This is a genomic window from Acinetobacter sp. 797_lipA (genome assembly GCF_058243025.1).
This window is the reverse complement of record NZ_JBZAYQ010000001.1, coordinates 2,134,045-2,153,621: the sequence shown is the minus strand read 5'-3', so window position 1 is coordinate 2,153,621 and position 19,577 is coordinate 2,134,045. Positions and strand designations below refer to the sequence as shown.

Below are 19,577 nucleotides of genomic sequence, written 5' to 3'. Positions count from 1 at the left end.
CTGGATGCCGACAAAAATATGAGATAAAGCCACTATCTATTGAAGCCCACCTCGGCGGGCTTTATTATGGCACCAATAAAAAAAATAACTGAATAAAAGAATGAAGCTTTTATATGCTGCTGCTTGGATTGTAGGAATTGCATTGATGGGGCAGACCGTTCCCATTCTAAATCACCTTTTTTATCCAGCGCTGATTTTAGTCATCCTACTTTTGCCTCTACAGCTTTTTCTCTTTAAGCACAAACACGCCCTTATTTTGCAGTTTATATGCGGACTGATTTATTCCATGCTGTTTTTAACTGTGGGATATCATTATGCACAATCGGCATTGCAGCAGCGTCTAGCCTATAAAGAAACAAAAGTTGAAGATGCTGAAGTCATTGTTTATATCGCAAAAATTAACCAACTGGGTGCTGAGACCATTCAGCAAGAAATACAGGTCTTGAACCGACATGTGCAACCAGTGCAGTGGTTGGGTTTTCAAAAAAGGATCTCGGATGAGCAAGCGGTCTTGGAACTTGGGAAATACTACCGACTGACAGGGGAAATACGTCCTGCACATAGTTATGCGGTGCAAGGTGTATTTGATGTTGAGCAGTGGTATCTGCAACGTAATCTCATGTCGGGTTTTAAACTCAAGCAAATACAACCCTTGTCTGAGTCAGAAATTTCTGCATTAGGCTATACCAATTATTTAAGAAAACAGCAGGGCGTACTCAATAAGATTCAACTGGGTATAGAACATCAGCGCTTAAACATTCGTCATTTTATTTATAACCAGCCTTTAAGTCATAAGGGGCTAATTCTAGCGCTCCTGACAGGGGATGAAAGTTTCTTAGATAAGGAGACGACAGCCTTTTTTCAACGCTTTGGCATTAGCCATTTATTAGCGATTTCTGGGCCACATGTGCTGATCTTTGCCGTGATGCTGTGTTGGCTGTTACAAAAGTTGCTGAATCGTTATTGGCCACAGATTTTTCTAAAAATCCCACGACCTTATGCATTGTTACTGCCATTTTGTTGCTGCGTATTGCTGTATTGTGCCTTTGTTGGTTTTGAAATTCCTGCACTTCGTACTTTACTCAGTTGTTTCTGTTTAAGTGTGTTGATTTGGCTCAGACAGAAGATTTCAGCTTTGACGTTACTCTTATTGAGTGCATCACTTCTTTTACTGTTTGATCCTTTTTCAATTTTATCAGCGGCCTTTTGGTTGTCCTATGGTGCGTGCTTTGTGCTTTTACGCATTTATCAAACCACTATTCGGCTCGATTTAACTCGCCCGCAGTCTTGGCAGAAAAAACTCGTTTTTAGCCTAAAACTTTTGGTTGAGTCGCAGTGGAAAATATTTGTGGCTTTGATGCCTTTGGTGATTATTTTCTTCAAGCAAGTCTCATGGGTGAGCTCAATCAGCAACCTTGTCGCTATTCCACTGATCAGTTTACTGGTTGTACCACTGGAGGTTTTGGCAGTATTTACTTTTTATCTTTTTGAACCGCTGAGCAGCCTTTTGTTTCAGTTGGCGGATTGGGTGCTGGTATTTTTATTGGGCATACTCAATGTACTGGATGCGCTACTACCGATTAAGTTGTATCCGATTGCGCTCAATACTTGGCAAGTCATTTTACTGATTTTGCTCTTAATCATTGTTTTTATGCCCAAACCGAGTCTACCAAAATCATGGCTCGTGCTAGGTTTGATTCCTTTGTTGGGGTTCAGTAGCCAAAACAGTCCTTTTGAGTTGATCGTATTGGATGTCGGTCAGGGACAAGCAGTGTATATGCAACATGGGCAACAGCATGCCCTGATTGATGTTGGTGGCTCCTATGATGAATCGAAGTTTAGCGTTGCTAAGCAGATTATTCAGCCATTTTTATCGAAGCAAGGTGTGAGCCAATTAGATCAGCTGATACTTACACATTTGGATCAAGATCATAGTGGAAGTTATGCCACATTAAAAAATGAGTTATCGATCAATCAAGTTTACTCTAATCAGCAATTGGATGTGGCAACTACGTCAAACTTTAACTATTGCCAACAAGGTCAGATCTGGCGCTGGTCTGAACAAGTAGAAATCAAAATTTTGTCGCCGAAAGCCAATCAATTGGCACAAGTGCCGTATCAGCAAAATGAGCTATCTTGTGTGGTCTATATACAAGTGAAGGGTGTACAGCCTTATCAGTATTTTTTGATTATGGGCGATGCTGGCTGGCAAACCGAGTTTCAATTATTACGGGATTATCCGGACTTAAAAGTTGATGTATTGGTCTTGGGGCATCATGGCAGTCGACATAGTTCAGCCTATGCGTTTTTAAAACATTATCAACCGAAATTAGCAATTGTCTCAGCAGGGTTCAATAACCGTTATGGACATCCAAGTTCAGTAACGCAAGCACGCTTGAAAGCTTTAAATATCGCACTCTTAACAACAGCAAAGCAAGGTAGTATTGGTTTTATTGCGCAGCCTACAGGGTTTATTGAACTGACGACACAACGTCAGACTCGACAGTGGTTGCAGTCGAATGAATCTGTTGTTCCATACGCAGTTGCTCTAAACGCGTCACAGCCTCATTAAAAGGAAGGTTATACAGTGTTCGAAGCTCAGGATTGGCTTTAAAGCGCTTATAGGTCCAGTGATAATGCTCTGGGTGACGATGAATCAGATCTTCAATAGCTTGGTGAATGACGAAAGTGCCATCATTGGCAGTACCTTGATAAATAGTTTCGCTCATTTCTTCAATGTACATATCAAAGCCATTATCATTACGAATAGCATAAAGTAATAGAGCCTTAGCTTTGGTTTTTTGAATCAGTTTGGCGCTCAGGTTGCTTGAAGCTAAAGGAAAGCCAAAATAAGGAATCATTTCACCGCCTTGTTTTGGGGTATGATCGGGTAGAATTACGGTCGTCCCCCCTTGTTTGAGTGCCTTAAAAATTTGGCGCACCCCAGATTCATCGGTAGGAACAAGATGAGCACCTTCACGGCTGCGTGCCTCACGAACAAATAAGTCAGCACCGGGGTCCTTGACCGGTTTATACATAATGGTCATTTCAGTAAATTGGGCAACATAACTATTCATAATTTCCCAAGTCCCAAAATGAGGTACGATTAAGACTAAACCTTTCTGAGCGGCAAGCGCCTGATGTAGCAAATGTTCGCCATGTACTTTTTGGACGCGTTCAATATTTTTTGGGTTGCTTGAACCCCAGATACTAAAAAACTCAAAATAGGTGGTCAGTTCATTACGCACTGCTTGCTTCGCAATCATTTCACGTCGCTCATCACTCAGCTCAGGCAGTGCAATTTTTAAGTTGAGTCTGAGGGCGTCATTGTTTTTACTGATTTTTAAAAGATTGACTAAGCCTGCTAAACCTTTAGCAAAAAAACGTGCAAATTTAATAGGTTGTTTGCTTACAAAACGCAGTAAACGATAAGTCGAGTTTTGCTCTTGTGCTTTAGTCATTCTTTAGAGTCAATGGTGCATGTGGATAAAAACATAAAATATTATAGGCTAAAATAAACTGTTTCGACAGTTTTCTACAAATCAGTGTATATAATGAGGGCAATTTTATTCAAGTTTGGATTGTTATATGTCCGATTGGCCACCAAAACCAGAAAATGAAACGCCGAAACAACAGCCTGTACATGAACAACCGACAGGAAACGAATGGAAACTTTTAGAGAAAGCAGTTTTAGCTTCCGTCGAGGAACAACGTCGTGCACGTCGTTGGGGCATCTTTTTCAAATGTCTAACTTTCGCCTATCTTTTGTTTATTCTATTTGCCATGACCAAGAGCTGTTCGACTAGTGGTACGGATGCAACCGCATCTAAACACATAGCTGTAGTTGATATTGTTGGTACCATTGCCGCTGATGAGCAAAGCGTAAACAGTGATGACACGATTAAGTCATTAAAGAAAGCTTTTGAAAATAAACAAAGCCAAGCGGTGGTGCTCAATATTAATTCACCGGGCGGTTCTCCGGTTCAGTCGGATGAAATCTGGCAAGAAATTCAATATTTGAAAAAAGCGCATAGCGATAAAAAATTGTATGCGGTGATTGGTGATACAGGTGCATCAGGTGCTTACTATATCGCATCTGCTGCGGACGAAATCTTGGTGAATCCTTCGAGTTTAGTGGGTTCAATCGGTGTGATTATGCCGAACTATGGGGTGAATGGCCTCATGCAAAAACTAGGTGTTGAAGACCGCACCATGACCTCTGGTCAAAACAAAGCTTTATTATCAATGACACAACCCGTTAACCCTGCGCAGCGCGCACATGTTCAAGGTGTACTTGATAATGTACATGAGCATTTTATTAATGCTGTGAAACAAGGTCGTGGCAAAAAGTTAAAGTCGAACGATCCTGCACTTTTCTCAGGTCTTTTCTGGACAGGGGATCAGGCGGTCAAACTGGGTATTGCTGATCGTATTGGTAATTTACATACTTTAAAACGTGAACTAAATACCGATAAAGCGATGGATTATACGGTGGTACATAGCCCACTAGATGCTGTATTAGGCCGTTTAGGTGCATCTATGGGAGCTGGTTTTGCATCTTCACTTTCAAATCAAATGCAATCTGAACAGACCACGAAACTGCAATGAAACCTTTAATTCATTTTGCGCACGCCAATGGCGTGCCTTCTAAGGTCTATCAGAAATTATTTGATTTATTGTCAGATCAGTATGATGTGATCTATGTCCCTTTACTAGGACCAGATAAAAACTACCCGATTGATAACCATTGGAAAAGCTTAACTCAGCAAGTGATTGACAGTATTGTTCGTCAGGCACAGGGTCGTAAAGTGATTGGTTTGGGACATTCTTTAGGATCAGTGCTGACGTTTCAAGCGGCGTTACAACGTCCTGATTTATTTGAACAAGTCATCATGATAGACCCGCCTTTGATTATGGGCAAAGCCTCGTTTGCATTACATTTTGCGAAGATGTTGAAGTTAAAAATGGTCGATACCATGTCTCCAGCAGCGCTATCCTTACGGCGTCGTGACCATTGGGAGAGCCGTGAGCAAGCAGCTGAACTTCTACGTCCAAAAGGCTTTTATAAAGACTTTGATCCAGACTGTTTTCAAGCTTATATTGACTATGCTTTAACGGAAGATCGTGTCCGTGGCGGTGTTGAACTTACGATTGCAAAAATGGATGAAGTTCATATCTTCAGAACCAATCCTTCTTTATGGTGGCTACCTCAGGGCAAACCACAAGTGCCGATGCATTTAATGATTGCTGAAAAAGGTCCTTTTATTGGTCCAGGTTTTCCACAAATAGTGAAAAAGAAATTTGGCATTCCTTATCAAATCGTTGAGGGAAGCCATATGTTTCCTTTGGAGCGACCAGAGGAAACGGTTGCTCTGATTAAGACGCTGATTCAAGAAAATGTTTAATAGTACTTTTCAGTAGCCATAAAAAAACGCCCCCTTGGAGGCGTTTTTTATTTTTAAAATTTGCAAAACTGAATTGGCTCGTGCATCAGTGTATTGCGGTAGAGAACACCTTGGTCTGTATGCTGAATCGTTTGTGTACAAATCCACTCTACCACTTGCGGGTAGATGATATGCTCAAGCGTATGTACACGCTGGGCCAAACTATTCACACAATCATGTGAACCAACTTTCAGTACACCTTGTGCCAAAGCTTGACCTGCATCAAGTTCAGCCGTCACATAGTGCACGGTACAGCCATGCAGTTGATCGCCAGTATTCAGGACGCGCTGATGAGTATGCATACCTTTGTAATGCGGTAGAAGAGAAGGGTGAATGTTGATCATTTTCCCTTCCCAAGCACTGACAAATTTCTCACTTAAAATACGCATAAAGCCAGCAAGAACCACCAAGTCCACATCCCAATCGAGCAATTTTTGATGCATGACATCATCAAAAGCTTCACGATGAGGATACTGTTTGTGCTCAATGACTGCTGTTGCAATACCTGCATTTTCAGCACGCTGTAGCGCATAGGCTTCAGGTTTGTTGGAAATCACACCCACAATTTGCCCTGACAGATTGGCATCAATCAAGGCTTGAAGGTTTGATCCACTTCCTGAAACCAGAACAGCAATTTTAATCATACGAATTAAGCGAATACCACACGGATTTTTTCGTCTGCGCCTTCAACTGACTCAGCATTGTCTGCGATATGCCCCATAGTGAAAGCTTTTTCACCAAGGCTATTGAGTCGTTCAACTGTTTTATCCGCATCAGCAGCATCGACAACTAAGACCATGCCTACGCCACAGTTGAATGTGCGATACATTTCGAACTGTTCAACACCACCTTCACGTTGAAGAAGTTTAAACAATTCTGGCCATTCCCAAGATGCTTCATTCACAACAGCTTGAGCACCATTCGGCAATACGCGTGGTAAGTTACCTGGTAAACCACCACCAGTAATGTGCGCCATTGCGTGTACATCAACTTCTTTTAAAAGTTGAAGAATAGGCTTCACGTAAATACGTGTTGGTTCCATTGCAACATCAGCAAGTGGACGACCATCAACGATTTGCGTCAAGTCAACGTTTTTCACGTCTAAAATTTTACGAAGTAGAGAGTAGCCGTTTGAGTGAGCACCACTTGATGCAACACCAATTAAAACGTCACTCGCTTTGACTTTAGAGCCATCAATAATTTTGCTTTGCTCAACTACGCCTACACAGAAACCTGCCAAGTCGTAATCTTCGCCTTCATACATGCCAGGCATTTCGGCAGTTTCACCACCAACCAATGCGCAACCAGCAAGTTCACAGCCTGTACCAATACCAGTAACTACGTTTGCAGCCACATCTACATTAAGATGGCCAGTTGCATAGTAGTCAAGGAAGAATAATGGCTCAGCGCCACATACAAGAAGATCGTTTACACACATTGCAACCAAGTCTTGACCAATCGTGTCATGACGGTTCAAATTCAATGCTAAACGTAATTTTGTACCAACACCGTCTGTGCCAGATACGAGAACAGGTTCTTCATAACCTTTAGGGATTTTACAAAGTGCACCGAAGCCACCTAATCCGCCCATTACTTCAGGACGAGTAGTACGCTTCGCGACAGATTTGATACGATCGACTAACGCGTCGCCCGCTTCAATGTCGACACCTGCATCTTTGTAGCTTAAACCAGTGTTTGGGGTAGAAGTTGAGTTGCTCATAATGAAGTCTCCGCATTCGCGGGGCGATTATACCTGAATATACGAAACACATATGTTATTTCTGCGCTAAAATGTTATCTTTACTAAAATATTTTTCTCAATAACGATTAAATCTGACAAAGGCGAGATTGCATGCAAGATCGTACACTTAAACGTATTTTTATTTTGGCAGGAATCGCGCTCATACTCTGGGTGTTGTATCTACTCAAGCCTGTTGTTTTACCTTTTATTGGTGCATTTTTAGTCGCTTATCTGTTTAGTCCACTGGTTGATAAACTGCATAAAATTGGCTTACCACGTTGGTTATCTATTAGTGCTGTTTTTATCGGTATTGGCGTTGTCATTACATTGGCATTTTGGTATTTGGTTCCACTGGTGTGGGAACAGCTGATGTATGCGAAGAACAGCATTCCTTCAGGTATACATTGGGCGAATTATAAATTCCTGCCTTGGTTATCTGACAGTTTTAATTTGGTCCCAATGGAATTAGATGTTGATCAGATTTCAGCTGCGATTATGGAATATGTACAGACCAACTATAGTGCAGACAGTATTCAGGCTATGATTGCCAAATTGGCTCAGTCTGGACTGAACTTCATTCAGATTGGTGGTACTGTTGTGCTGATCCCAATTATTGCATTCTATTTCTTATTGGATTGGGATCGCATGCTGGACAGTTTTCGTCGTCTTATTCCGCGGCGATATGAAGAACAGACCTTAGTCATTGTTAAAGAATGCCATAGTGTACTTGGTGCTTTTGTCAAAGGTCAGTTCTTGGTCATGGTACTCTTGGGCGTGGTCTATGCAATGGGCTTACAGCTAATTGGACTTGAAGTAGGTTTGATTATTGGGATGGTGGCTGGGCTGTGCAGTATCATTCCTTACTTAGGTTTTGCTGTCGGGATTATTGCCGCAGTGATTGCAAGTTTATTCCAGTTTGGTATTGATTGGATGCAATTACTCTTGGTTGGTGTAGTCTTTATGATTGGTCAGGCAGTGGAAGGCTATATCCTACAACCTTTCTTGTTGGGCGATAAAATTGGCTTGTCTCCAGTTGCTGTGGTATTTGCAGTGCTGGCTGGTGCGCAATTGGGCGGTATTTTAGGGATGTTGATTGCGTTGCCTGTGGCTGCTGTGATTGTGGTGTTATTAAGACATGCACGTGAGTTTTATGAAAATAGCCCAATGTACAGCACACCTACTTTTGTTGTGCAAGATTCATCCGCGGGCTCAATTACGATTGAAACTGATCAGGTCGATGTCGATATTGAACTAAAAAATCAAGCGGTAAAAGCTCAGCAAGCATCTGAAAATTCAAGTAAGATTGATCAGATAGACCATAAAGAACTTTAGGATACTCAAACCAGCATGCGTCAATTGCAACTAGATATTGAACCCCAACTCGATGCTCGAATCAGTGATTTTTCTGGGCCGGGATGGGGGCCTGTTATCGATGCGATTCGTCAATTACATGCAGGTTTAATGAATCGTTTTTATGTGTATGGTGGTGCGGGTTCTGGAAAAAGCCATTTACTTTCAGCAATTTGTGATTCTTATTTGGATGTGGGGAAAACAGCGATTCAAGTTTCTCTACTTGAGTTGCTGGATGCGCCAACAGAAGCAATCACCTCTTTAGAGCGTTTTGACCTTGTCGCTTTAGATGACATCGAAGCCATAAGCGGTGTGCCGCATTGGCAGAAAGCGGTTTTTCACCTGATCAACTACAACAATGAAGAAGGTGGCCAGTTGGTGTTCTCTTCTCGTGTTGCACCGATTGAATTAAAACTTGAACTACCCGATTTACAATCTCGCCTGACGCAGGCTGTAAGTGTGAAAGTACCAAACGGAAGTTTGTATGCCGATCGTTCTACATTGGTGATGTCGGTTTTATCGCGTCGTGGGATTCATATCGATCAACAGATTATTGATTATTTGCTCGCGCATGGGCCACATCAAACCTCGGTGTTATTGCAAAGTTTAGAACAACTGATTCAACTGTTAAAAGGTGAGAAAACCAAACTGAGTAATGCAAACCTCAGACAAATTTATGCGCTAATTGACGAATATCGGTAAATCATAATATTACTTGAGAAATTGTCCGAGCTGTGACAGAGTACGAAAAATTGTTAGATATTGCAGGGATTTTGCAATCTAAGAATAAAAAGAAAAGATAAAATAAAAGCAAGGAGATCGTTATGCTCAAGAAGAGCATAGGTGTAGCTACGCTATTGGTGGCGAGTCATGCCTATTCGGACAATATTAAGGTGACCATCACTGACGATATTGTCAAAAATGACACGGAATGTTCACTTCGCGAAGCTATCGACTATATTAATCAAGGTATGTCTGAGGCGGGTTATTATGGCTGCGGGGGCAAAGATGCGATTTCCACCGTCATGCTTGAGAAAAATAAAACCTATTTGCTAAATACCCATCTTGCGATCAAAAAAGATTTAACACTCAGAACAAGTTATGACAGTTCTGTGGGGGAAGAAACGGTTCAGGGTTTAAGTAATGCCATCTTAAAAATGAATGGTTCTGACAACTTATTAAGGGTTGATAATGCTGAGAATGCTTTAATTCGTGTGTTAGTAAAAGAGGTTACTCTACAGGGCTGTGCGAAAGACTGCGGTGTTAATCAAGGTGGTTTAATTTATAACAATGAATATTTAGGTCTTGAGCACGTCAAATTAACAGGTGGTTTTGCAGGGCAAGGGGGGGCGATTTACAATGTCGCAACCTTGCTCGAAGATGGTACCAGTCGTAGTCTAGTCGAAATTCGCTCTACTCTGGTTGAACAAAACCAAGCGGTACAAGGTGCTATTTTGTATGGGGAGGCGCCTTCTTTTCGGATTTATAATTCAGTTTTCAAAGAAAATAAAACAACAGATGCAAGCAGTGCCAATATTTACTCTTTCAATAATGCAGCGGTTAAAGAAGATACGACCTTAACCAGTTTAGCATCACGTCTGGTCAGTAGTACCTTTGTGAAAAATACAGGTTATGTCGTCAATGTTCGAGATGGCATGGCTTTGAATAACTTAACGGTGGTGGGAAACAGTAAAGGGATTTATTTCAATCCATCTACAAACTTGGCTTATCTGGCCAATAGTATCGTTTTAGGGAATGCTGAAAATACCATCACACAAAACTGTGCTGGGGATTTAAGTAAAGCAGTTCTTCAGAACAACTTGGTCACGCAAAGTGACTGTGGCAGTGGTGCGAGTTATTATCCGAATGAGTTTTGGTCTGGCGCTTTGATTGCAGGCAGTGATGTGGTGGGTGAGTGTAAAACCATGTCTGCAGATGCTGACAGTTTATTGTGTCCTTATATTGTTCCCAACCAAAAATTTTTAGGCTATATCCGTCCACGCATTTTAATGAGTCAGACGCATTGGTTAGATTCTCCAATTGTGAACAAGGGTAAAGTGGTTGTAAACACAACGGATTCTTTAATTGGCTGTGAAAATTCAGATCAACGTGGTGTGAATCGAAATACGAACAATACCTTTTGTGACCGTGGTGCAATCGAGATTGAGGTCCCAACGACCATTAGCTTAATTGGTGAAGATCTGATTGCGGGGCAAGTAGCTAAACTTTCTGTTGCAGATCTGCTTGGAGATAGTGATCTACTGTCCAAAACCGAATGTGCAAGCTTGTTCAAATCGGCTAAAGCGCCAAATGGTGAAGAGTGGCAACCGGGTTGTATGCGGGTGCAGCAGACTCAAACGGTATCGAAAGGTAAAGTGGTGATTGATGAACTAGGAAATATTACTTACACGCCAAATGGAGCATGGCATGGTGCTGATATTTTCAGGTTACAGCTGGTCACAACCACGACACGTTTTGATGAACATATTCCGTTCGTTGAAGTGAATGTACAAATTGTACAGGAACCGCAAAATCATATGGAAAGTGACAAAATTAAAACCTCTGGCGGAAGCACTGGTATTCTGAGCTTACTGGGGTTATTTGCTTTAATTTTGCTGCGTCGAAAATAAAAAGAAAAGGGCAAACATGAAACACTTTAAAAAAGGACTATTAGGTGTCATGGTGGTAGCTGCTATGACATTAATGGCTGCAGAAGATAGAACAATTTATGTCAACACATTTGAAGATGAAGATAATGTAAACATGAATCAATGTTCACTCCGCGAGGCAATCAAAACAGCCAGCTTAAACAAGGCTTATGGTGGCTGTAGTGCTGGGAATACGGGTTCAGGTCAAACCGATTATATTCAGTTAGAAGCTGGGACGTATAAACTGAATAAGGAAATTGTTCCCGAGTCTAAAGTGGTGGTTTTTGGGAAAAGCCCTTATTTGGATCGTGAAAAAAATCCCATCACTTTTAAGTATCCAGCGCTAGGTGAGTTGACTTCACGGATTGATGCGGGTGGAAAGTCACGTTTATTTAATACCATTACCAAGACCAGTTTGACGCTAGAGAATGTGATTTTAGAAAATGGTTATTCGGCAGATGAAGGTGGTGCTTTATTGGTTGGTGGAGCATTAACCTTAAATAATGCACAAATTCTAAACTCAAAGTCAGATAAAAAAGGTGGAGCACTCTATCTCGTTGGTCCTGGTGAGCATCAGGTGACTGTAAATAATAGTGTATTACAAGGCAACCAAGCGACTGTGGGTAGTGTTCTTGCAATGCAATGTTATGCGGGTCTCTTGGATGTAAAAACCAATATAGAGTTTAGTGCAAATAGTATTATTTCGAATGGTCAGATATCGAATCTAAATACATTCGATTTTTGTGGTAACCCAAAAGTTGCTATGGCGAATAATACGATCGCAAAAAATACAGTAAATTCGACAAATGGAAGCATTATTTATGCCGTCAATACCCGAGAGCATAATCTGAGTCTTGAAAGTAATTTCTTATTGTCAAATAACACTATTGTAGAAAACAGTGCAGCGAGCGTTTTGGATTATGACGATTTCGGTACGAAGTCGTTGTATTACAATGTACTTGCATATAATGGAAACACATCATGCCGCTATGTCGGTTCTCAGACACTATCCGAAAAATATGATGCAGGTGTGACAGCAGGTTACAATGCGTTTGATACAGTGACCAGTCAGTGTGAACTGGCAGCAAGTGCACGAATACTCGATGGTACGACAGATACTAATATTGATGTGAAAAATGTGGCTATAGGAAGTCTACTCAGTTCCTTAACTTCGCCATCGAAATATAATTTATTCCGCCCAATGTATTTCCCGAAAGTAAATAGTGGTGGAGTTGATTTGCTCGATACCAACAGTAAATTGAGCTGTAATGATAGTGACCAGCGTGGTCTAGACCGTATTGTCGACGGAACATTGATGTTAGCACCTGCGGAAGCCAACAGCTGTGATATTGGATCGGTTGAGTTGCGTCGTTTAGCAGCAGCGGATATTGCTGATTTGAAAAATACCTCGCAGTCAGAACGTCTTCAGGCGTATGTGAATAATATTAAGGAGTTGGAAGAATTAATCGCCGATAAAAACACCAATCCAGACTTTTTGGTCGAGTTTAATGAAGAGTTAAAGCGTTATAAGGAGCTTCTAACTGCGACAAAGTTACATCAAAAATATCGCGCGATTTATGTCGATCCCTTCCAGTTTGTTTTGCAAGATGAGGCTGTGGTCAACACTGCTGATGGAACGTCGGCTTTAAAAGAAATGAACACTGAGAATTATACCATTACTGAAACTCAGGTATTAGGTGTAGGTGTGCTCAGCGCCAAAGATGGTGTGCTGGATACCTCAAAACTCAGAGCGGATCCAACTTTACGCTGTGAGTGGAAGGATGATTTAAAACAAATCATGATTTATCGCACCGATGGTAAGCCTACAACCAGCACGGAATATGTCTATTGCCAATATAGTGTGAAGAGTAAGGCTACGCAGGCAAGCTCCTCGGGGATTTTAAAAGCGGAGTTTAGCAATATACAACCGATTGCCAAAACGGATGAATACACCCTGAATTATGGTGGCACTTTAAAACTCAATGTAAATCCACTGGCAAATGATAGTGATGATGGTGATGGGCCAATTAGTACAGTCGCGGCAGAACATCAACGTCCAGCATTTCACCGTGATGCGAATGGAAAGGATCTTGCTATTCGTATTGTACGTCAGGATGCAGGCATTAATATTAAGCCAGAACGTACAGGTTCTTGTCCTGGGGAATATGAAAAATATGTATGTTATGGTGGCAATATTGAAGTTGAAGTCCGCAATAATTTCAGTCCATTCCCTTATGAAATTGAATATGTGATCTATGATGCAGAGGCTGAAGAGTCTAAATCTGCGATGATGTATTTTACGAACACCGCAAAAAATACAAATACGGAGGCGAGTGGCGGTGGTGGTGGCTCAATGGGTGGTCTTGGGGTGCTTGGATTGTTGTCATTAGCGTGGTTTAGACAACGACGAAAAATATAAATGTAAGTATAAAAAATGCCTCACATGAGGCATTTTTTATGAGCGTTTCTATAGTATTTATATTCGGCTAAGCATCTTAATGTGTAGCAGTGTTGCTATGGATGTATTTATTGATATATTCATTTCGAATATTCACACGTTCATCTGCATCTGCTTTTTGCATGCGTGCACGTAAATCACGTCGTTCTTGGGTGCTCATCTGTTGCCAAGTGTCACGCATTTTTTGCTTTTCTTGCTCAGGTAACTGAGTAAACCAGTCCATACGTTGTTGCAGGGCTGCACTTTGCGCATCGGGCAGTTCTTTAAGAGATTGGTAACGTTGAATCAACGCACGCTGTTCTTCTTCAGACAACGATTCCCATGTTTCAGACACTTGGGTATCTGCATCTTTGGAAAAAATCCAAAAACGATCAAAACCTGCAAAACTGGTTTGTAAAAAACCTAGCGTGCAAAGTGCGAAAGCGACACGTTTAGCTGCCATGTGGAACAGTGTCCTCACCTAAAACCAATAACATTTCTAAATCTTCAACCATTTGAGGTGAAAGTTTAGGAGTCGAAACCACTTGGTTATGTGGTTTTTCATCAAGGGTTACAGAGTTCGGAAGTACGACAAAGCCAGCAATAGCCGCAGCTAAAGCAAAACCAGACATTTTCCAAAGGCCATAACGTGAGGACTTTTGATCTTGAATGTCATCAAGAACATGTTGCATCACCACGGGTTTGTTTTTGTGGTGTTGCGCGAGCCCATCAAGTTTGGAGGTTACTTGCTTTAAGAAATCATCTTTCATTCGGATGATCCTCCTAGATGTGGATTCAAATGTGCGAGAGCATTGCGTAAGCCTTGAATCGCACGGTGGTAATGAGTTTTAACGCTGCCTTCAGAGCAATTCATGATTTGTGCAGTGGTTGCAGTATCAAAACCTTCCCATGCACGTAACATAAATGCTTGCTGCTGACGAACGGGAAGACCAGCAATGGCTTCTTGAATTTCATCCGCAGTGACAGCTTGACTTAAAAAGTCTGAAGGATTCAGCGCTCTTTCATCAACCACCTCATTGACTTCAAAATCGTCATCATCAAGACTGACTTTTTTGAAGAAAGAAAACGGTTGTGCTCGACGTGCTTCTTTACGACGCCAATCCTGTAATTTGTTGGTTAAAATGGTATAGAACAGGGGATACCATTCTTCCGTAGATCGATCGGAATAAGATTTGTGTAATGAAATAAAGGCTTCTTGCACCAAATCCATGGCGATACCCTGCTGGTTTTGGGTGGCACTTTCCATCATTACTAACGCACGACCAGTCACTTCTTGCATGAAGTTTTTTAGGCGAGACTCGGCGGTACTCTTAAGAGTACTAGAATCCTGCGTTTTAGACTGTTTGGGTGCTAAATCCATAGAGATGGAAAATCCTGTCATCGGATACCCACCATTATTTCCTCAATCATGTGCCTATAACGTTGGAAATAATGGTTTGGTTGACAACACAAGTAATTATTTTTTCTAGTGTAATCTATTTTTTCTGCTGAGCCGACTTTAGTTAATATAACTTAACGATTTTAAAGTCGTTGTCGTACCATTTCAAAAAAGCAGATTGAACCCGCAATAGCGACATTGAGAGATTCTTGGCCACCGGGCTGTGGGATGCTCAGTGCTTGAGCATGTGCTAAAGCAAAGTCAGAAACTCCTTGGCCTTCATTGCCTAAGATCCAGACACAAGCTTGTGTTAAATCTTTTTGATATAAACTTTCAGCCTGATGTGAGCTGGTTACATACACTGGAATTTCAAAGCGTTCGAGTACATCTTCGATGGCAACGTTTTCATAGGTGTTGAGTGAGAAGTGTGCACCCATGCCTGCGCGTAATACACGTGGTGACCAGAGTGCAGCAGAACCTTTGGTACAAATAACTTGCTTAATACCCGCTGCAGCAGCAGAGCGGAGTAGTGTACCTACATTGCCTGGATCTTGAATGTTTTCCAAAATCAAGGTATCCAAGCTAAAGTCTACACTTTGGCTTGAGCTTGGTAAGTCTACAACTGCCAAGAAGGGCAAAGTGGTCCCCAATGTGCTTAAGTCACGATATAGGCTTTCAGCAATGACAAAAACAGCACCTTCATATTCATCTAAAATATCGCAAATATCAGGGTGTTCGAGTGCATTTTCAGTGGTGAAAATAGAATTGAGTTTCTTCTTTTTTTCAACCCAAGCTAAGCCTAAGTGTGTCCCTTCAAGCACAGTTTGACCTTGCTTTTTACGGTAGCTACTTTGCTCTATTAAACCGCGCAGATGTTTAATCTTTGGGTTGTCTTTTGATTCAAGAAAAACGATTGACATGAGAGAGACTCATGCGCATAACGCTTCAGATGGCTATGCGCATTTAAAAAAATTAGTTGTGGTAGCCGGTCACTAAATCGACTTCGTTTTTAGAGCCAATAATCACAGGGACACGTTGGTGTAGGTCAGTTGGTTCGATGTCTAAAATACGAATGCGACCCGTTGATGATGCACCGCCAGCTTGTTCAATTAGCATACTCATAGGGTTTGCTTCATACATTAAACGTAGGCGACCTGCTTTTTTCGGATCTTTGAGGTCGTATGGATACATGAAAATCCCGCTACGGCAAAGAATACGGTGAATGTCGCCCACCATACAAGCCACCCAACGCATATTGAAGTCTTTCTCACGTGGACCTGTTTTACCTGCGAGAAGTTCTTCAATATAACGTTTTACAGGGTTTTCCCAGTGGCGTTGGTTTGAAGAGTTAATAGCATATTCTTTGGTATCTGCTGCCACTTGAATATTTTCAGAGGTGAGCAAGAATTGTTGAGTTTCTGGGTCAAAGGTAAAGAATACTGTGCCAGCGCCGACTGTTAATGCCAACATGGTTGATGGGCCATAAAGTACATAACCCGCAGCAACTTGCTGGTTGCCTGCTTGCATAAAGTCTTCAGCTTGTGTCACTGCATTTTTTGCAGGCAAGATTGAGAAAATAGTCCCCACACACATATTGATGTCGATGTTGCTTGAACCATCAAGTGGGTCAAATAAAACTAAATATTTGCCATTTTCTTGAGCTGGCGTGAATTCATCCAATTCTTCAGACGCTAAGCCACCAACTTGTGGGTGGACTTTTAGAGCATCAATCAAATAATCATTTGAAATCACATCCAGTTTTTTCTGTTCTTCACCTTGCACGTTTTCATGCTGCGCGCTACCTAAGACACCAGCTAAAGCACCTTTTTGTAAAGCTTGATCGATGGTTTGGCAAGTAGCAGCAATGGTGCTAATCACTTGTGCCAATTCAGGCGTAAGATTTCCCGTTTGTTGTTCTAAAAATTGGGACAGATTGAGATATGACATAAGGGGGAGGACTCCACTAAAACTTGAATACGTAACAAAATCAACATTGCGCTATATTTTAGTCGAGAACGAGACAAAAGAACAATTAAACTCGACTATTTGCTGCGATTTTACCCTTGCAAGTCTTGTGGAAAGTGCTATGTTGATGGAAGGAATATCAGGTAAAAATAGGAGCACAACAATGACAACGCAAAAATTTGATGCGACTCCAACGCCGAGCGAAGGGATTAACTTAGATGATATTTCAGACGATAGTGTGAAAAAAGCGTGGCAAGACTACGAAGCAAAGGCTGAGTATAAAAAGTTCAATAAACATGACATGATTGAATCTATGCAACATGCTGAAGAATCTGATGAAAATCCTAAGCCTGAACAAGTTTAAGTCATAAAAAAGCGCTCATTGAAAGGAGCGCTTTTTTTATTTCAGTTGTGATACCAGCATTATTTTAAAAGTGGTGGAACTGCTTCGTAGTTAATTTCTACGCGACGGTTTTCTTTCCATGCATTTTCGTCATGGCCTGCATTGATTGGCATTTCTTTACCGTAACTAACTGCTTCAAGTTGGTTTGGACTCACACCTGTGGTGATTAAGAAACTTTCAACCGCTTTGGCACGGCGCTCACCCAATGCCATATTGTATTCACGTGTACCGCGCTCATCGGTATGACCTGTTAACGCTACACGCGAATTTGCATTTGCCATTAAGAACTGTGCATGGGCTTGTAGCGTTTGGTAATCATCATTGCTGAGGTCGCTACTGTCATAGTCAAAATGTACAACGCGTTTTGCTAAAAATGCTTTGTTGGCTTCAGTTACACCTTTTGCTGATGCACCTGCAAGATTTTGTGCATTTAAAGCAGCATCTTCACTTAGACCTTGAGTATTGACTGTGGTTGAGCCATTTGGGTTTTGGCCTGCTTCAATTGTTGCAGCAGGTTTGCGGCTCGCACATCCTGTAACTACAAGAGCAGTCGCTAAGATTGGAAGGGCTAAAAGTTTGATCGATTTCATTCTTCATCTCCATGAAAATTGATGATTATTAAATGACTAGTCATTAAAAAGTTATTTGGGTGCCCAAGCAGGTTCACGGACTTCACCTTGTTCACTTGGTAAATTCATACGGAAACGGCCATCCAGTGACATGATCGACAACAAACCACGTGAACCTTCACGCGTTGCATAGACCACCATCTGCCCATTTGGGGAAAAACTTGGTGACTCATCCAAACTGGTTGGGGTTAAAATATTTGTAACACTTGAGTTTAAATCTTGAATAGCGACTTTATAGTTACTACCGCTTGGGCGGTGGACCAGTGCCAGCTTTTTGCCATCGGCACTGAGCGTACCACGTGCATTGAATGCGCCACGGAAGGTCAGGCGGTTATAACTGCTATTTGCCAAGTCATAACGGTAAATTTGTGCAGAACCACCCCGGTCAGAAGTAAAGATAAATGACTTACCATCTGGTGCATAACGTGCTTCAGTATCAATAGCACTGTCATTGGTCATACGTTGCAGTTGACGGGTTTCCAAGTTCATTTGGTAAATTTCTGGGTTGCCATGCATAGAAGCGGTGAACAACATACTTTTCCCATCTGGAGAGAAGCTTGGTGCGCCATTTAGACCACGGAAGCTAGCAAGCTTTTCACGCGCACCTGTCGAAAGGTCTTGGACATAAATTGCAGGGCGTTTGGTTTCAAATGAAACATAAGCAATTTTCTTGGCATCTGGTGTCCAAGCAGGCGATAAAATTGGATCGCGTGACGTTAAAATTGTACGTGGTTGCTCACCATCGGTATCCGCGATTTGTAGTGTATAGCGTTGCTCTGGTGTCGCTGGATTACGAAGCACATAAGCAATACGACCACTAAAGTCCCCAGGAATACCAGTTAATGCTTGATAAATGGCATCACTAATCATGTGTGCAGCAGAACGAACGCGTGATGCTGGAACAGTTAATATTTCATTTAAAAGATATTGTTGTTTTTGAACATCATACAGTTGGTAATGAACTTCGTAACTGCCATTTTCAGTGGTTTTTACTGTTCCTGTAACGACATACGGAACACCTGTTGCTTGCCAGTTGGCTGCGTTCGGATTATTCATGCTAGCCGTTGCGGGTAAATTTTTTGAAGCGCTGCTAAATTTCCCTGAGCGGTTTAAATCCGTTTCAATAATAGGATAGAGACTGCTGTCATTGCTAAAAGGTACGATTGCAATTTTAGGCGCTTCTTCAGGTGCTTTTGCAATTTCTAAATGAAGTTGAGCATGTGCTTGAGTCACTAAGACTGGGCTGAAAGCAGTTAAAATGGCTAGGCTAAGAAGGTGTTTACGCGTCATTTCCATCATTCGTTATTTACTCAAACAAACGGCTTTTATTGTGGGTTTAATTGTTCTACATAATGGCATGATTTTCTAATATTAAAAGCATGAAATTATGACTGATCTGTTATAACACTGTGAAAAATGAGTAAGAATTAAGTAGTTTAAGCGTAAATAGAAAACTTGTAGGTAGGTCTATGTGATAAGGGGCAGAGGGGGCTCGCTTGTATCGACTGAAATTAAAGACTTCACATCGATTACTATTGAACATGGATACAGATTAAACGTA

The 19,577-nt window shown here is 41.5% G+C and carries 18 protein-coding genes; 8 read left to right on the top strand and 10 right to left on the bottom strand.

Features of this window, described 5'->3' with window-relative positions:
• Positions 1-100 precede the first annotated feature (100 nt).
• A complete protein-coding gene (locus AC4CU2_RS10560; protein WP_490768805.1) occupies positions 101-2,572 on the top strand; it encodes a DNA internalization-related competence protein ComEC/Rec2 in 2,472 nt (823 codons plus the stop codon).
• Here the strand turns inward: AC4CU2_RS10560 and AC4CU2_RS10555 are convergent.
• Positions 2,472-3,461 carry a lysophospholipid acyltransferase family protein gene (locus tag AC4CU2_RS10555; RefSeq protein ID WP_490768804.1) on the bottom strand — a complete coding sequence of 330 codons (990 nt, stop codon included), beginning with the start codon at positions 3,459-3,461 and terminating at the stop codon, positions 2,472-2,474. The genes AC4CU2_RS10560 and AC4CU2_RS10555 overlap by 101 nt on opposite strands.
• 127 nt (positions 3,462-3,588) lie before the next feature.
• On the opposite strand from AC4CU2_RS10555, the gene sppA reads away from it, so the two are divergent.
• Both sppA and AC4CU2_RS10545 read left to right on the top strand, forming a co-directional pair.
• Entirely contained in the window at positions 3,589-4,608 is a 1,020-nt protein-coding gene (gene sppA / locus AC4CU2_RS10550; RefSeq protein WP_010326396.1) for a signal peptide peptidase SppA, read from the top strand.
• A complete protein-coding gene (locus AC4CU2_RS10545; RefSeq protein ID WP_490768803.1) occupies positions 4,605-5,405 on the top strand; it encodes an alpha/beta fold hydrolase in 801 nt (266 codons plus the stop codon). Before sppA ends, AC4CU2_RS10545 begins: the two co-directional genes overlap by 4 nt.
• 53 nt (positions 5,406-5,458) lie before the next feature.
• Here the strand turns inward: AC4CU2_RS10545 and purN are convergent, their stop codons facing one another.
• Positions 5,459-6,088 carry a phosphoribosylglycinamide formyltransferase gene (gene purN, locus AC4CU2_RS10540; RefSeq protein ID WP_490768802.1) on the bottom strand — a complete coding sequence of 210 codons (630 nt, stop codon included), beginning with the start codon at positions 6,086-6,088 and terminating at the stop codon, positions 5,459-5,461.
• 5 nt (positions 6,089-6,093) lie between these two features.
• Positions 6,094-7,164, bottom strand: coding sequence for a phosphoribosylformylglycinamidine cyclo-ligase (gene purM / locus AC4CU2_RS10535; protein WP_490768801.1), 1,071 nt, complete (start codon positions 7,162-7,164; stop codon positions 6,094-6,096).
• Positions 7,165-7,296: 132 nt separating this feature from the next.
• On the opposite strand from purM, the gene cxpE reads away from it, so the two are divergent.
• The 4 genes from cxpE (at position 7,297) to AC4CU2_RS10515 (ending at position 13,602) form a co-directional block, all read left to right on the top strand.
• Positions 7,297-8,517: a chloramphenicol efflux transporter CxpE gene (gene cxpE / locus AC4CU2_RS10530; protein ID WP_087010788.1), complete on the top strand. Its 1,221-nt coding sequence runs from the start codon at positions 7,297-7,299 to the stop codon at positions 8,515-8,517.
• A gap of 15 nt (positions 8,518-8,532) precedes the next feature.
• Positions 8,533-9,237, top strand: a complete 705-nt coding sequence (hda, locus tag AC4CU2_RS10525) for a DnaA regulatory inactivator Hda (RefSeq protein WP_004980630.1) — start codon at positions 8,533-8,535, stop codon at positions 9,235-9,237.
• 122 nt (positions 9,238-9,359) lie between these two features.
• Positions 9,360-11,165 carry a rhombotarget A gene (gene rbtA / locus AC4CU2_RS10520; protein ID WP_490768800.1) on the top strand — a complete coding sequence of 602 codons (1,806 nt, stop codon included), beginning with the start codon at positions 9,360-9,362 and terminating at the stop codon, positions 11,163-11,165.
• A 16-nt stretch (positions 11,166-11,181) separates the two neighbouring features.
• Positions 11,182-13,602, top strand: a complete 2,421-nt coding sequence (locus AC4CU2_RS10515) for a CSLREA domain-containing protein (protein ID WP_490768799.1) — start codon at positions 11,182-11,184, stop codon at positions 13,600-13,602.
• Between the two features lie 76 nt (positions 13,603-13,678).
• Here AC4CU2_RS10515 and AC4CU2_RS10510 read toward each other — a convergent pair whose 3' ends face one another.
• The 5 genes from AC4CU2_RS10510 to AC4CU2_RS10490 form a co-directional block, all read right to left on the bottom strand.
• Entirely contained in the window at positions 13,679-14,083 is a 405-nt protein-coding gene (locus tag AC4CU2_RS10510; RefSeq protein WP_490768798.1) for a DUF3106 domain-containing protein, read from the bottom strand.
• The gene (locus AC4CU2_RS10505) at positions 14,073-14,390 is read right to left on the bottom strand and encodes a hypothetical protein (protein WP_004693889.1); all 318 of its coding nucleotides are present in this window, start codon (positions 14,388-14,390) and stop codon (positions 14,073-14,075) included. Before AC4CU2_RS10505 ends, AC4CU2_RS10510 begins: the two co-directional genes overlap by 11 nt.
• Positions 14,387-15,001: an RNA polymerase sigma factor gene (locus tag AC4CU2_RS10500; protein WP_004693886.1), complete on the bottom strand. Its 615-nt coding sequence runs from the start codon at positions 14,999-15,001 to the stop codon at positions 14,387-14,389. Before AC4CU2_RS10500 ends, AC4CU2_RS10505 begins: the two co-directional genes overlap by 4 nt.
• A 161-nt stretch (positions 15,002-15,162) precedes the next feature.
• Positions 15,163-15,939: a TrmH family RNA methyltransferase gene (locus AC4CU2_RS10495; RefSeq protein WP_078425975.1), complete on the bottom strand. Its 777-nt coding sequence runs from the start codon at positions 15,937-15,939 to the stop codon at positions 15,163-15,165.
• Positions 15,940-15,991: 52 nt separating this feature from the next.
• Positions 15,992-16,966 (bottom strand): class 1 fructose-bisphosphatase, encoded by a 975-nt coding sequence (locus AC4CU2_RS10490; protein WP_490768797.1) that lies wholly within the window; start codon positions 16,964-16,966, stop codon positions 15,992-15,994.
• 181 nt (positions 16,967-17,147) lie between these two features.
• Here AC4CU2_RS10490 and AC4CU2_RS10485 point away from each other — a divergent pair, with 181 nt between their 5' ends.
• Positions 17,148-17,348, top strand: coding sequence for an NF038105 family protein (locus AC4CU2_RS10485; RefSeq protein WP_004980614.1), 201 nt, complete (start codon positions 17,148-17,150; stop codon positions 17,346-17,348).
• 59 nt (positions 17,349-17,407) lie between these two features.
• Here AC4CU2_RS10485 and pal read toward each other — a convergent pair whose 3' ends face one another.
• Both pal and tolB read right to left on the bottom strand, forming a co-directional pair.
• Positions 17,408-17,977: a peptidoglycan-associated lipoprotein Pal gene (pal, locus tag AC4CU2_RS10480; protein WP_004693879.1), complete on the bottom strand. Its 570-nt coding sequence runs from the start codon at positions 17,975-17,977 to the stop codon at positions 17,408-17,410.
• Positions 17,978-18,028: 51 nt separating this feature from the next.
• A complete protein-coding gene (gene tolB, locus AC4CU2_RS10475) occupies positions 18,029-19,312 on the bottom strand; it encodes a Tol-Pal system beta propeller repeat protein TolB (RefSeq protein WP_171253444.1) in 1,284 nt (427 codons plus the stop codon).
• Between the last annotated feature and the right edge of the window lie 265 nt (positions 19,313-19,577).